Raw genomic sequence first — 12,675 nt, 5'->3', positions numbered from 1 at the left:
CCATGACCGATCCGATCGCCCGCATCGCCACCGCCGCCGCGCCGAAGCCGGCCGGGCATTATTCGCAAGGGACCGCCTGGCGCGACCTCGTCTTCGTCTCGGGGCAGCTCCCGGCCCGGCCCGACGGCAGCCACCTTGCGGACAAGCCGTTCGAGGCGCAGGCGCGGCAGGCCCTCGCGAACCTGCTTTCCATCCTGGCTGAGGCGGGAAGCGGGCCGGAGCACCTCCTGCGGGTGACCGCCTACCTCGTCGGGGTCGGGAACTGGCCGGAATTCAACCGGGTCTATGCCGAGATGCTCGGGGAGGCGAAGCCGGCCCGCACGGTGGTGCCGGTGCCGGAGCTGCACCACGGCTACCTGGTGGAAGTCGAGGCGATCGCGGTGCGGCGCGGGTAAACGGCCGGCTTCCTGGCCCAAGCACCCCGATCCCACCTCACAGGGTCACCACGGCAGAGAGAACCGGCGGGTCCGCGAAGGCGGAGTCCCATCCTAGCCGGCCTCCTCCGGCTCCGGGCCGCGGGTCAGGTCGAGGCCCTTGCCGGAATGATCCCTGGCCTGTCCCTCGCCCTTGCCCACGATGCGCTCCGGCCCCTTGAGCGCCACCGCGTTGCCGGTGCGGGCGGCCTCGTAGATCGCCTCCATCAGGATCTGGTCCTGCAAACCCTCCTCGCCCGGGGTGCGGGGCGTGCGGTTCTCCAGGAGGCAGGTCGCGAAATGGTCGATCTCGAGGGCGAACTGGTTCTTAGTCCCCAGCACCCGCTCCTCCTTGGCCTCGGCCTTGCCCTCGCGATGGCTCAGGAACAGGCGCTGGCCCTCGTAGGCGAAGGCGTTCTGGAGCTGGACCGCGCCGCCCTCGGCCTGGACGGTCAATGAGCGGGTCTCGTGCGCGCCGTAGCTGGTCGAGCAGAGGGCCAGCGCCCCGGAGGGGAAGCGCAGGGTGAAGGCCACCGTCTCCTCGACCTCACGGTAGAGCGGATCATCCGGCGAGTGGATCTGCGCCTGGACCGAGACCGGCTCCTCGCCCAGGAGCGCCCGCACCCCGTTGAGGCAGTAGAGCCCGATATCCGGCAGCGCGCCGCCGCCGGCCAGCGCCTTGCGCATCCGCCACTGCTCGGGCAGGCTCATGGTCTGGGTGTTGGTCGCCTCGATCAGCTTGACCTTGCCGTACTTGGCGCTGCGGACCAGCCGCACGACCTCGCGGTTATGGGGCTCGTACTGGCAGCGATAGGCGATCATCAGCTTGACGCTGGCCTTGGCGCAGGCGTCGATCATCGCCCGCGCCTCCGCCGCCGAGGTCGCCATCGGCTTCTCGCACAGCACGTGCTTGCCGGCGCCCGCCGCGGCGATCACCTGGTCGCGGTGCAGGGCGTTCGGGGTGACGATATAGACCGCCTTCACCTCCGGGTTGCGGGCGAGCGCGTCCCAGCCATCGTAGCCGTAGACCGCCTCCGGCTTGATGCCGTATTGCGCGGCCACCGCCTTGGCCTTGTCGGGCGAGCCCGACATCAGGGCGACGGGCTTCGCCTTCCGGCACTCGCCGAAGGCCGGAAGGATCTCCTCCAGCGACAGCCGGCCGAGCCCCACGATCGCGAAGCCGACCCGCTCGCCCGGCGGCAGCGGCGCCGGCGGCGGTGCGGAGGGCCGGTCGGAGGGGCCGCGCCAGTTCGGAAACGTCACCTTGCCGTTCTCGACCTTGCCGGTATCGACCGGCCGCTCGGGCCCGGGCACGCCTCCTCCGGACGTCCCTTGTGCCGCCGCGCTACCGATACCGACCAGGGTGGCGCCGCCGGCCATCATCAGGCTCCGGCGCGAGAGGGCGGTGACATCGTCCGGCATCGAGCAACCATCCGTTGGGGGCGGGAGCCTGCGCAACGTGTCGGGGATGGTGGGGTTCCGCTGCCGGCGCGCCCGGCGGCTCCCTGAACGCGACCCGGACCATCATCACGCAGAAAGGCCGGCCCTTGCGGGCCGGCCTTCGGAAATCTGCGAACCAAGCGGCGCTTACTCGCCCGCCATCATCTCCGGCGAGAAATGCCCGCACCAATCCTGGGCCGACACCACCGGCCACAGGCCGTGCCCTTGCGGCTCCGGCTGGCTCACCGGCGGGTTGAAGCGGCAGAGGCCCTCCTCACCCTGCGCGGCGGCGCCGTTCAGCTTGTGGTCGTCGTAGTAACGGCAGCTGCGGCAGTTCGCGGACGGGGTCGTCGCCATGCGGCATCTCCTTGCGAATTAGAAGAAGTCCAATCAGGCAGTCAACGAGGGGCCGGGCGGCAGGTTCCCGGGCTGCCCGATGCGGCTTTCGACCACGGGACACGCGCGCCTTCTGCCTTGAACAAATCAGGAACGATTGCCAGGTTGCGGGCATGGACGATGCCCTGAAGAAGAAGCTCACGATCCTCGCCGACGCGGCGAAGTACGATGCCTCCTGCGCCTCGTCGGGGGCGCCGAAGCGCAAGGCCGAGGCCGGCGGGCTCGGCTCCACGACGGGGGCCGGCATCTGCCACGCCTACACGCCGGACGGGCGCTGCGTCTCCTTGCTGAAGATCCTGCTCACCAATTACTGCCTGTTCGACTGCGCCTATTGCGTCAACCGGCGCTCCTCGAACGTCCGCCGGGCCAGGTTCTCGGTCGACGAGGTGGTGACGCTGACGGTCGAGTTCTACAAGCGCAACTACATCGAAGGGCTCTTTCTTTCTTCCGGCATCATCCGCTCGCCCGACCACACGATGGAGCAGCTGATCCGGGTGGCCAAGACCTTGCGCCAGCGGCACGGCTTTCGCGGCTACATCCACCTGAAGACGATCCCCGAGGCGAGCCCGTGGCTGATCGAGCAGGCCGGGCTCTATGCCGACCGGCTCTCGATCAACCTGGAACTGCCGACCGAGGCGAGCCTGGAGCGGCTGGCGCCGGAGAAGGACGGCGCCGCGATCCAGACCGCGATGGGCCAGATGGGCGAGCGCATCCTGCAGGCCAAAGAGGAGAAGCGCCGCTTCGCCCCGGCCGGCCAGTCGACCCAGGTGATCGTCGGGGCCGATGCCAGCACCGACGAGTCGCTGATCCGCACCAGCGCCCGCCTGTACGACCATTACGGGCTGAAGCGGATCTACTACTCGGCCTTCAGCCCGATCCCCGACGCCGCCTCGATCCTGCCGAGCAAGCCGCCGCCGCTCCAGCGCGAGCACCGGCTCTACCAGGCCGACTGGCTGATGCGGTACTATGCCTTCTCGCCCGACGACGTGGCGGGAGCGACCGAATCCGGCATGCTCGCCCTCGACGTCGACCCCAAGCTCGCCTGGGCTCTGCGCAACCGCGACCGCTTCCCCGTCGACGTCAACCGGGCCGACCGGGAGATGCTCCTGCGGGTGCCGGGCCTCGGCGTGCGGGCGGTGGACAAGATCGTGGCGGCGCGGCGCCACGCGCGCCTGCGCCTCGACGACGTCGCCCGCCTGACCTCCGGCCTCAAGCGCGCCCGGCCGTTCCTGGTCGCGGCCGATTACGCGCCGACGCGCCTCACCGACCGGCTCGACCTGCGCACGCGCCTCGCCGAGCCCCCGCGCCAGCTGAGCCTGTTCTAAGCAGAGGTCGGAGGTAACCACCCGCTCGCCGAGCAAAACGGCCGGCTCCCCTCCGCTGCGGGCCGGAAGGGCGGTGATCTTGCCGCGCCGGCCGGGACGAGGCGGCATCCCCCGCGTCGGCCATGGCTCTAATCGGCCTTGCGGGTGTCGAGCAGCGCCCAGTCGCTGCCCTTCACCTCGACGACGTAGATCGGCTTGATCGCGTCGCGCTCCTCGCCGAAGGAGATGCTGCCCTCCAGCGCATCGAAGTCCTTCAGCGACGCCAAGGCATCGCGGATCGCCGTGCGCTCGGCGGCGAGCTTGCCCGGTTCGGCCGTCACCTTGGCGCGCGAGGCCGCCTCGGCGAGCAGGTAGACGATGTCGTAGGCGGCGGCGTCCTGCTGGTTCGGCTCGTGGCGGGCGATGCCGGCGGCCTTCGTCCGCTGGCCGAATTCCCTGGCGAAGGCCTGCGTGCGGGCATTCAGCGCGGTGAAGAAGGTCGTCCCGATCGTCAGGGTCTCGCCGGCGCCCTCCATCCGCCGCGGCAGCTCCGGGTCGGCGATGGTGGTGCCGCCGACGAGGCGGCCCTTCACGCCCTGGCGCTTCATCTCCTTGGCGAGGTTCACCGCCGCCTCGGGCGGAGCGCCGAGCCCGATGACGTCGGCCTGCATCTGCGCGAGGCGCGAGACCTGCGGCGACAGGTCGAAGGCGTTGTACTGGAAGTCGACGCTGCCCTTCGCCGGGATCTGGTACTTCGCCATCAGTCCCGGCAGCACCGCCGTGCCGATCGACTTCGACACGACGTCGTCGGTGGCGTAAGCGACGGCGCCGCTGGCGCTCGGCAACGCCTTGTCCTTGAGCGTCGCCAGGACCTGGTCGATGACCTTGCCCTCGTCGCGGGTGTTGCGGAAGGCGTAGGAGAAGCCCTTGGTCAGGTTGGGCGCCGAGGACGACATCGACATCTGCACGATGCCGAGGCGCTCGCCGGCCGGGAACGCGACCCGGACCTCGCTGGAGCTGAACGGGCCGATCACCGCCAAAGCCTTGTCGTCCTCGGCGAAGCGGCGGACCGCGAGGGCGGCCTGCTTCGGGTCGCCGCCGGTGTCGAACTTGACCAGCCGCAGGGTGTGGCCGCCGACGCCGCCCCTGGCGTTGATCTCGGCGACGGCCATGTCGACCGCCACCTCGTTGGTGTTGGCGAGGCTCACATAGGGGCCGGTCTTCGCCATCGAGAAGCCGAGGACGATCTCCGCTGCCCCGGCGCCGGGCGCCGCGAGCAGACACACCGCCACGACCGTTCCGCCGACCGTCTTGCCCGTCACTGTCATCACCCGGTCCCCTGATGGTTGGTTGGCTTGTGGTCGGCCGATTCGCGCGGATGCCTCAGTGCAGGGCGGCCGGCTCGCCGGCAGCGCGGCCGAGATAGGCTTCCGCGAGGCGTGGATCGCCGGCGAGTTGCGCCGGGTCGCCCGCCATCACGATCCGCCCCAGCTCCAGCACGGCTGCCGTGTGGGCTACGGCGAGGGCCTGGGCGGTGTTCTGCTCAACGAGCAGGATCGTGATTCCGTCGCGGTTGAGCGCGCGGATCAGCGCGAACAGGTGCTCGATGAACAGCGGAGACAGGCCCAGCGACGGCTCGTCGAGCATCAGCAGCCGGGGCCGGGCGATCATCGCCCGACCGACCGCGAGCATCTGCTGCTCGCCGCCCGAGAGGCAGGACGCCGCCATGTGGCGGCGGCGGCCGAGATTCGGGAACCGCTCGTAGATCGCCGCGATGTCGCGCCGCACGCCGTCGGGATCGCGCCGGAGATGGGCGCCGACCAGAAGGTTCTCCTCGATGGTCAGCGAGACCAGGATCCGGCGCCCCTCCGGCACCAGCACGAGGCCGTCGGCCAGCCGGGCCGGGACGCCGGCGGCGGTGATGTCGCGGCCGTCGAAGACCACCCGCCCGCTGCGGGGGCGCACCACCCCGGCGACGGCCTTGAGCAGGCTGGTCTTGCCGGCCCCGTTCGCCCCCAGCAGGGCGACGATCCCGCCCTCGGGCACGGCGAGCGACAGGTCCTGCAGGGCGGTGACGTGGCCGTAGGCGACCGAGAGCCCGGCGATGTCGAGGAGAATGCGCATCAGGCCGCCTGCCCCAGATAGGCCGCGCGCACCCGCTCGTCGCGCTGCACCTGCGCCAGCGTGCCCTCGGCGAGCTTCTGGCCGAAATCGAGGACCACGACGTGCTCGCAGACCTCGCCGATGAACGGCATGTCGTGCTCGACGATGAGCAGCGTGACGCCGCGGCGACGCAGCAGGACGAGGTGGTCGCGCAGGGCGTTGGTCTCGCTCGGGTTGAGGCCGGCGGCGGGCTCGTCGAGCATCAGCAGCGACGCCCCCGCGAGGGTGGCGCGCACGAGGTCGACCCGCTTGCGGATGCCGTAGGGCAGAGCCCCGACCCGCGCCTCGGCATAGGCGGCGAGCCCCGCCTCGGCGAGGGCGTCGACCGCCTCGCGGCGCCAGCGATGGTTGGGGACGAGGCGGAACGGCACCAGGAGGTCGCGCAGGCCGCGCGTGGTGGCGTGCTGGCCGACGAGCAGGTTCTCCACCACCGACAGGTGGTCCATCAGACGGACGTTCTGGAAGCTGCGCGCGATGCCGTGCCGGATGCGCCGGCGCGAGGGCAGGGCGGTGATGTCCTGCCCGGCGAGCAGGATGCGCCCGCCGGTCGGCGTGTAGACCCCGCTCACGAGGTTGAACACGGTGGTCTTGCCGGCGCCGTTGGGGCCGATCAGCGCCGTCGCCTGGCCCTTGGGCACGGTGAAGCTGAGATCCTGCAGCACCTGGAGGCCGCCGAAGGCGATCGAGAGGTGCTCGACGGCGAGAAGCGCGGTCATGATCCGGAGACCTCCGTGCTCAGGCGCGTCTCGGCGGCCGGGCGTTCGGGGGCGCGGTGCCGCAGGCGCGCCGGCCAGCGGGCGCCGGCGGTCACCAGTCCCTGCGGCCGCAGGGCCATGAAGCCGATGATGAGGAGGGCGAACAGGACGTAGCGCCAGCCGCCGCCGGCCCGCAGCACCTCGGGCAGAAGGGTGAAGAACGCGGCGCCGACGAGCGGTCCCCACACGGTCTGGACCCCGCCGAGCAGGACGTACAGCACCGTGAAGATGCTCAGCGCGACGTTGAAGTGCTGCGCCTCGACGAAGCTGAAATGGTGGCCGTAGAGGCCGCCGCCGAGCCCGCCGATCACCGCCCCGAGAGTGAGCGCGCCGACCTGGACCGCCCGGACGTTGACGCCCATCAGGTCGGTCACGACCGGGTCGCTCTTGATCGCGGTGAGGTAGAGGGCGAAGCGGGTGCGCGAGAGCAGCAGCATGGCGGCGAGGATCGCGGCGGTCGCGGCGAACACGGCCCCGGGTCCGGCATAGGCCGAGACCGGGTAGCCGGCGGCGCCCCCGACGACGTCGAGATTGAGGAAGATCGCGGCGATCACCTGCCCGAGGGCGAAGGTCGCGAGAGCAAGGGAGATGCCCTGGGTGCGCAGGATCGGCACCGCGACGAGGAGCGCGAGCAGGCCGGCGCAGGCGCCGCCCGCGGGGATCGCCGTGCCCATCGGCCAGCCGGCTTCGTTGGTGAGATAGGCGGCCGCGTAGGCCCCGGTCGCCATGAAGCCGGCGACGCCGAGGTTGAGCTGGCCGGCGGCCATCGGCAGGTAGACCGCGTAGGCCGCGATGACGTTGAAGCAGAGGATGACCAGAAGGCCGGATTGGTAGCCGGTCATTACAGCTTCTCCCGAGCCGGAGGACGGCCGAACAGGCCCTGCGGGCGCAGCACCATCACGGCGAGCAGCAGGCCGTAGACGCTGACGTTGACGACGTCGGCGCCCAGATAGGTGATCGACAGAACCTCGGTCAGGCCGATCAGCAGGCCGCCGGCGACGGCGCCCCAGATGCTGCCCATGCCGCCGAGGATCATCGCCGCGACCCCCTTGAAGCCGACGCCCTCGCCCATGAACGGCGACACTTGGAGGTAGTTGAGGGCGAACAGCACCCCCCCGAGCGCCGTGAACACCGCGCTGAGGAGGAAGATCGCCGGCACCAGCCGTCCGACATCGATGCCGAGGATCACTGCGGTCTCGCGGTTCTCGGCGATGCTGCGGACCTGCCGGCCGAGGCTGGTGCGCGACAGCACCAGGGACATCGCGACGACGAGCGCCAGGGCGACCGCGAGGCTGATGAGCTGGGCGCCGCCGACGACGAGACCGGCGATGCGCAGGTTGAAGTCCGGCACCAGCGCCGGGAAGGCCTGCTGGTCGGACCCGGCGCCGACCAGGGCGAGGTTCTCCAGCAGGACCAGGAAGCCGAGGGAGCTGACGAGGGGCACCTCGGGCTCGCGCGCCTGGCTGCGGCGGTAGGACAGCCGCTCGACGGCGAGCGCCACCAGCCCCGCCGCCCCGACCGCGCCCAGGATCGCTAGGCTCCAGTGCAGGCCCTTGCCGATCAGGATCCAAGTCGCCATCCCGCCGACCATGAACAGGCCCGGGATCGAGAAGTTGAGGAAGTTCAGGATGCCGATCGACAGCGTGAACGAGACCGCCACCAGGACGTAGATCGCGCCGAGCATCAGGCCGTTGACGAGTTGCTGGGCGATCATGCGGGTCGGACCTTCGGCTCGGGACCGGCGTGGGATGGAGGGGCGGTCATCGTCTGTCGGCTCAGACCGGGTCGAAGTAATGAAGCTCGAACAGGATGCAGCCGCCCTCGGACTTGAACGGGCCGTGGACGGCGCCCGGGGGCCGGCAGGCATAGGTGAAGGGCTTGAACGCCTCGCCGCCCTTGCCCTGCTCGTCGTTGCCGACCGTCAGGTCGCCGGAGACCAGGAACACCTCCTCCCAGTATTCGTGGACGAAGGGCGCGGTGGTGAACACGCCAGGCTCGAAGCGCAGCAGCCGGCTGCGGCTGCCGCGCTTGCCCGCCTCGTCGAGGGCCCCCGACAGGATCTTCTGCTGGATACCCGCCGGATAGCCCGGCGGCACTTCCCAACCCTCGGTCATGTCGACGGCCCGGAACTCGTCATGCAGCTTGTTGATGGCCACGGCTCATCTCCTTGTCGAACGATGCGGAAGCGGGGAAGTCACGCGGCGCGGGCGGCCTGCCGCTCGCGGTCGAGGTCGTAGCTGCCGAGCATTCCGCTCACGAGCGCGCCCGCCGCCGCCCAGTCGTAGGTGCGGAACGAGTGACCCTTGGTCACGAAGGTCGCGCCGGCGTAGAACATCTCGTATTGCTGGTGGCGGGAAGCGAATTCCGAGCCGACCGCGTCCCAGGCCAGCTTGTAGAACTTGACCCGGTCTTCGGCGTTCGCCGCCGGCGATTGCTGCGTCTTCTCGATCAGGGCGGCGATGTCGGGGTTGGCGAAGTCCTCCACCGAGGACGGCAGCATGATGAGGCCGCCGCCGGCCAGCTCGCGCAGGGTGTTGAGGATCTTCGGGTAGAGCTGCTGGGTGAGGGTCTGCGCCGCGTAGAGGGTGTGGCGGTCGGGGACGAAGTAGCGGCCCCTCTGCGTGCCCTTGGCCTCCATCGCCGCCACCAGCGCGTCGATCATGCCGCCCTCGGCGGCGAGCTGGCCCAGGGTCTCGCGCACCTGCGGGAAGGCGAGGATGCCGTTCATCTCGGCGGTGCGATGGGCGAGCCCGATGAGGAAGCGTACCTTCACCGACAGGCGGATCATCGCCTGGTAGTTCTGGTAGACGTGGGCGGGCGTCGCATGGAACTGCTTCTGGCACATCGCGATGTTCTTGAACACGAACACCCGGTCCCACGGCACCTTGACGTCGTCGAAGTACAGGACGGCATCGTTCTCGTCGAAGCGGCTCGACAGCGGGTTGTCGAAGACGTGGGCCGCGGCCGCCTCGTAGGACTTGCGCGACAGGATCTTCAGCCCGGCCGTGTCCATCGGGATGGCGAAGGACACGGCGTAGGGCTCGTCGCCGGGCTGGAGCGGCTGGATGCAGGTGACCAGCACCTCGTTGGCCATGATGCCGCCGGTGGCGAGCATCTTGGCGCCGCGCACCGTAATGCCGGCGGCGTCCTCATCGACCACGCCCGCGGTCAGGAAGGCGTCCTTCTGCTGCGCGGCGCTCTTCGAGCGGTCGGCCTGCGGGTTGATGATGACGTAGGTGAGGTAGAGGTCGTTGTCGCGGGCATACGTGTAGTAATCGGCCAGCGCCCGGGCCCGGTCGCGGTCGTATCCCTCGAACACGTCGAGACCCATGACCATCCCGGCGATGCAGGAGGCGACGTGGTCCGGGGCGCGGCCGAGAAAGCCGGCATGCAGGCCGGTCCAGGCCTCGAGGCCCTGCCGGCGGGTGACGAGGTCGCCGTAAGTCTCCGGCAATTGCCAGATGCGGTTGGCGCGCCCGCCCTCCGGCGTGACGAAGCTCATCAGGTCGGCCTGCGCGGGATCGCTGGCGAAGTCGAACAGGCGGCCGACCGAGGCAATCGTGCGGGCGAAGGCCGGGTGGCGGGTCGCGTCCTCGACCCGCTGGCCGTCGATATAGAGGGCCCGCCGGTCCTTCAGCGAGGCGATGTGCTGACTTCCGGTCTTCATGGTGGCTTCCTTCCCGGAATGGTTCGCCGGAGCGCTGCCGCTTCGGCGCGGACGGAGTGACGCGAGACGGAACCGGGCTGCTCGGCGCGGTTCAGTAATGGATCGGCAGGGGCCACTCGGGCGCGCGGTCGTCGCCCGCGCAGAGGCCGTGGTACCGGCCGCGGAAGAAGACGAGTGGTGGCGCGTCGCCGTCGGCCGTGAAGCGCACGACGCGGCCGAGGAAGATCTCATGATCGCCGCCGTCGTGGCGGGCGAAAGGCTCGCACTCGAAATGCGCCAGAGCCCCGGTGAGCAGCGGCGCCTCGGCATGTCCGAGGGTGTGTTCGACGGCGCTCCACTTGTCGCTCAAGGAGCGGGCGAACTGGTTCGACAGCGTTTCCTGCGCCCGGCTGAGGATGTTGACGGCGTAGCCCGCCGCCTCCCGCATCGACGGCAGGCTGTGCGCCCGGCGGTCGACGCTGAACAGGATCAGCGGCGGGTCGAGCGAGACCGAGTTGAACGAACTCATGGTGAGCCCGATCGCCTCGCCGCCACCGCCGCGCGCCGTGATGACGGCGACGCCGGTGGCGAATTGCGACAAGGCAGACCGGAATGCGCGCTGATCGAAGGCCATCGCCCGTCTCCGCGATATAGCTTTGATACAAAGCTATCTCCGGAAATCAGGCAAGCCCGTTCTTTCGGCTGATCCTGCCCGCGGATTGGGCGCGGTGCCCCGGAGCCGGAGCGGTGCCCCGGAGCCGGTGCGGTGCCCCGGAGCCGGTGCGGTGCGGCGGGCGGGTGCCGGCCGCCGCTATCCGGCGGCAGGACCCTCGCTCGTGCCCGGCTCGGCCAGCGTCTCCAGGAGCGCGGTGGCGTCGTCCCCGCACGGCACCAGGCGGGCCATCAGGCCGGCGAGGACCCGGAACTCCTCGGCGCTCAGGCAGCCGAACAAGGCGTCGTTCACGGGAGCGAGGACGGGGCGCAGGCCGACGAGGCGGCGGCGCCCCTCGTCGGTGAGGCTCAGCAGCACCCGGCGCCGGTCGCGCTCGTGGCGGCGCTTCGCCACCAGTCCCTCGGTGACGAGCTTGTTGACCTCGATCGTCACGAAGGCGCCCGACAGGTGCAGGTGCTCGGCGAGCTGGCTGACGCCGACCCCCTCGTCCCCTTCCAGATGGGCGATCGAGATCAACGTCGTGTAGGCGACGCCGGACAGTCCGATCCGCGATCCGAACCCGGCTCGGCACTGGGCCACGCGGGCGCTGAAGGCCAGGAAGTTCTGGATGAAGGCTCGGAACTCGATGTCGTTCTGGCCCGGCATCAGCTCGGGCTTGGAGACGGTGTAAGCGGACACGAAGGCTCCCCGGCGCGGCGTCGCCGGGATTGAGGTCGCGTCATCGCCTGTGCCTGTCAATTGTCGCGGGCTGGGGCGGGCATCGCCGGGGCGCAACGGCCTTGCGCCGCGTCCGGGGTATCTGCCGGTATGCTCTTGCGGATTCGGGGACGACCGGCCTGTCGGGGCCGATCGTGCCCGGATGCCGACAGGAGCCCGGGCTCCGTGAACCCGTTCCGCGACCGGCCGAGCCCGGGACGCCCCGCCATGGAAAGGCTTGCCGACATGCAGCGACCGATCGCAGCCCGCAGAACCTGGATCTTCGCCGCAGGGGCCGACGAGGCCGCCCTGCGCCGGGCCGCCGAGGCCCGGCCGGACGTGCTGATCCAGGATCTCGAGGATTTCACGCCGCCACAGCTCAAGCTCCAGGCCCGGCTGCTGTGCCGCCCGACCGCCGACCTGTGCCGAGCGGCCGGCGTGATCCCGGCTTTGCGCATCAATCCGCTCGAACATGTCGGGCACGACGACCTCGCCGCGGCGATGCAGGCCGGGATCGGGGTGATCCTGCTCGCCAAGACGGCCGGTCCCGAGCAGGTCGCCGCCCTCGACCGGGCGATCACCCGGCACGAGCGCGACCTCGGCCGCGCGGTCGGCGCGACCGAGATCGTGCCGAACGTCGAGACTGCGGCGGCCTTGGTGCGCATCACCTCCCTCGCCGAGGCCAGCTCGCGGGTGACCGCGATGCTGATGGCGAGCGAGGACATGGCCGCCGATCTCGGCGTCGGCCGGACCGCGGGCTCCGAGGAACTGGCCTATGCCCGGTCGCGGTTCCTGTTCGAGTGCGTCGCTGCCGGGGTTCTGGCGATCGACTGTCCCTACACCTTCTCCCGCCGCGAGGACATCGACCGCGACCTCGCCTTCGCCGTCGCCCGCGGGTTCAAGGCGAAGGCGCTGGTCGATCCCGCCCAGGTCGCCCACGTCAACGACCGGCTGACTCCCTCCGAGGCGCAGATGAAGGCGGCCCGGCGCCTGATCTCGGTGTTCGAGCAGGCCCGTGCCGAGGGCCGCACCCCGGCGGAACTCGACGGCCACCGCATCGAGGTGCCGTCCTACAAGGCGGCCCTCCGGCTGCTCGAACGGGCCGCCGTGCTGGGCGTGGCGCCCCCCGCTTCCGAGCCGTAGCGACCCGCCCCGGGCCCCGCGCGGCGGGCCCCGCGGGCGTCATGCC

The 12,675-nt window shown here is 70.6% G+C and carries 14 protein-coding genes; 3 read left to right on the top strand and 11 right to left on the bottom strand.

Annotation, left to right across the window (positions count from 1 at the left end; genetic code table 11):
* The first annotated feature begins 2 nt into the window (after positions 1-2).
* Entirely contained in the window at positions 3-395 is a 393-nt protein-coding gene (locus DA075_RS33050; protein WP_099957335.1) for a RidA family protein, read from the top strand.
* Positions 396-488: 93 nt separating this feature from the next.
* Here the strand turns inward: DA075_RS33050 and DA075_RS33045 are convergent, their stop codons facing one another.
* Together DA075_RS33045 and DA075_RS33040 are read right to left on the bottom strand one after the other, a co-directional pair.
* Positions 489-1,835, bottom strand: a complete 1,347-nt coding sequence (locus tag DA075_RS33045) for a Gfo/Idh/MocA family protein (protein ID WP_099957334.1) — start codon at positions 1,833-1,835, stop codon at positions 489-491.
* Positions 1,836-2,000: 165 nt separating this feature from the next.
* Entirely contained in the window at positions 2,001-2,210 is a 210-nt protein-coding gene (locus tag DA075_RS33040; protein WP_099957333.1) for a hypothetical protein, read from the bottom strand.
* Positions 2,211-2,362: 152 nt separating this feature from the next.
* Here DA075_RS33040 and DA075_RS33035 point away from each other — a divergent pair, with 152 nt between their 5' ends.
* Positions 2,363-3,574 (top strand): putative DNA modification/repair radical SAM protein, encoded by a 1,212-nt coding sequence (locus DA075_RS33035; protein WP_099957332.1) that lies wholly within the window; start codon positions 2,363-2,365, stop codon positions 3,572-3,574.
* 128 nt (positions 3,575-3,702) lie between these two features.
* On the opposite strand, the gene DA075_RS33030 is transcribed toward DA075_RS33035, so the two are convergent.
* From DA075_RS33030 to DA075_RS32990, 9 genes are all read right to left on the bottom strand, one after another.
* On the bottom strand, positions 3,703-4,881 hold the full coding sequence (locus DA075_RS33030; RefSeq protein WP_099957331.1) for an ABC transporter substrate-binding protein: 1,179 nt from the start codon (positions 4,879-4,881) through the stop codon (positions 3,703-3,705).
* A 55-nt stretch (positions 4,882-4,936) separates the two neighbouring features.
* A complete protein-coding gene (locus DA075_RS33025) occupies positions 4,937-5,677 on the bottom strand; it encodes an ABC transporter ATP-binding protein (RefSeq protein ID WP_099957330.1) in 741 nt (246 codons plus the stop codon).
* Positions 5,677-6,432: an ABC transporter ATP-binding protein gene (locus tag DA075_RS33020; protein WP_099957329.1), complete on the bottom strand. Its 756-nt coding sequence runs from the start codon at positions 6,430-6,432 to the stop codon at positions 5,677-5,679. The genes DA075_RS33025 and DA075_RS33020 overlap by 1 nt, the downstream gene beginning before the upstream one ends.
* Positions 6,429-7,313 carry a branched-chain amino acid ABC transporter permease gene (locus tag DA075_RS33015; protein ID WP_099957328.1) on the bottom strand — a complete coding sequence of 295 codons (885 nt, stop codon included), beginning with the start codon at positions 7,311-7,313 and terminating at the stop codon, positions 6,429-6,431. Before DA075_RS33015 ends, DA075_RS33020 begins: the two co-directional genes overlap by 4 nt.
* Positions 7,313-8,185, bottom strand: a complete 873-nt coding sequence (locus DA075_RS33010; RefSeq protein WP_099957327.1) for a branched-chain amino acid ABC transporter permease — start codon at positions 8,183-8,185, stop codon at positions 7,313-7,315. Before DA075_RS33010 ends, DA075_RS33015 begins: the two co-directional genes overlap by 1 nt.
* Positions 8,186-8,246: 61 nt before the next feature.
* Complete coding sequence (locus DA075_RS33005) at positions 8,247-8,627, bottom strand: cupin domain-containing protein (protein ID WP_099957326.1); 381 nt, start codon at positions 8,625-8,627, stop codon at positions 8,247-8,249.
* A 38-nt stretch (positions 8,628-8,665) separates the two neighbouring features.
* Positions 8,666-10,138, bottom strand: coding sequence for a 4-hydroxyphenylacetate 3-hydroxylase family protein (locus DA075_RS33000; RefSeq protein ID WP_099957325.1), 1,473 nt, complete (start codon positions 10,136-10,138; stop codon positions 8,666-8,668).
* A 91-nt stretch (positions 10,139-10,229) separates the two neighbouring features.
* The gene (locus DA075_RS32995) at positions 10,230-10,751 is read right to left on the bottom strand and encodes a flavin reductase family protein (RefSeq protein ID WP_099957324.1); all 522 of its coding nucleotides are present in this window, start codon (positions 10,749-10,751) and stop codon (positions 10,230-10,232) included.
* A gap of 177 nt (positions 10,752-10,928) precedes the next feature.
* On the bottom strand, positions 10,929-11,468 hold the full coding sequence (locus DA075_RS32990) for a MarR family winged helix-turn-helix transcriptional regulator (RefSeq protein ID WP_099957323.1): 540 nt from the start codon (positions 11,466-11,468) through the stop codon (positions 10,929-10,931).
* A 264-nt stretch (positions 11,469-11,732) separates the two neighbouring features.
* Here DA075_RS32990 and DA075_RS32985 point away from each other — a divergent pair, with 264 nt between their 5' ends.
* Positions 11,733-12,629, top strand: coding sequence for an HpcH/HpaI aldolase/citrate lyase family protein (locus tag DA075_RS32985; protein ID WP_164712584.1), 897 nt, complete (start codon positions 11,733-11,735; stop codon positions 12,627-12,629).
* The last annotated feature ends 46 nt before the right edge of the window (positions 12,630-12,675 follow it).

It is taken from the genome of Methylobacterium currus (genome assembly GCF_003058325.1).
Classification (GTDB): Bacteria; Pseudomonadota; Alphaproteobacteria; order Rhizobiales; family Beijerinckiaceae; genus Methylobacterium; species Methylobacterium currus.
This window is presented reverse-complemented; position numbering and strand designations above follow the sequence as displayed.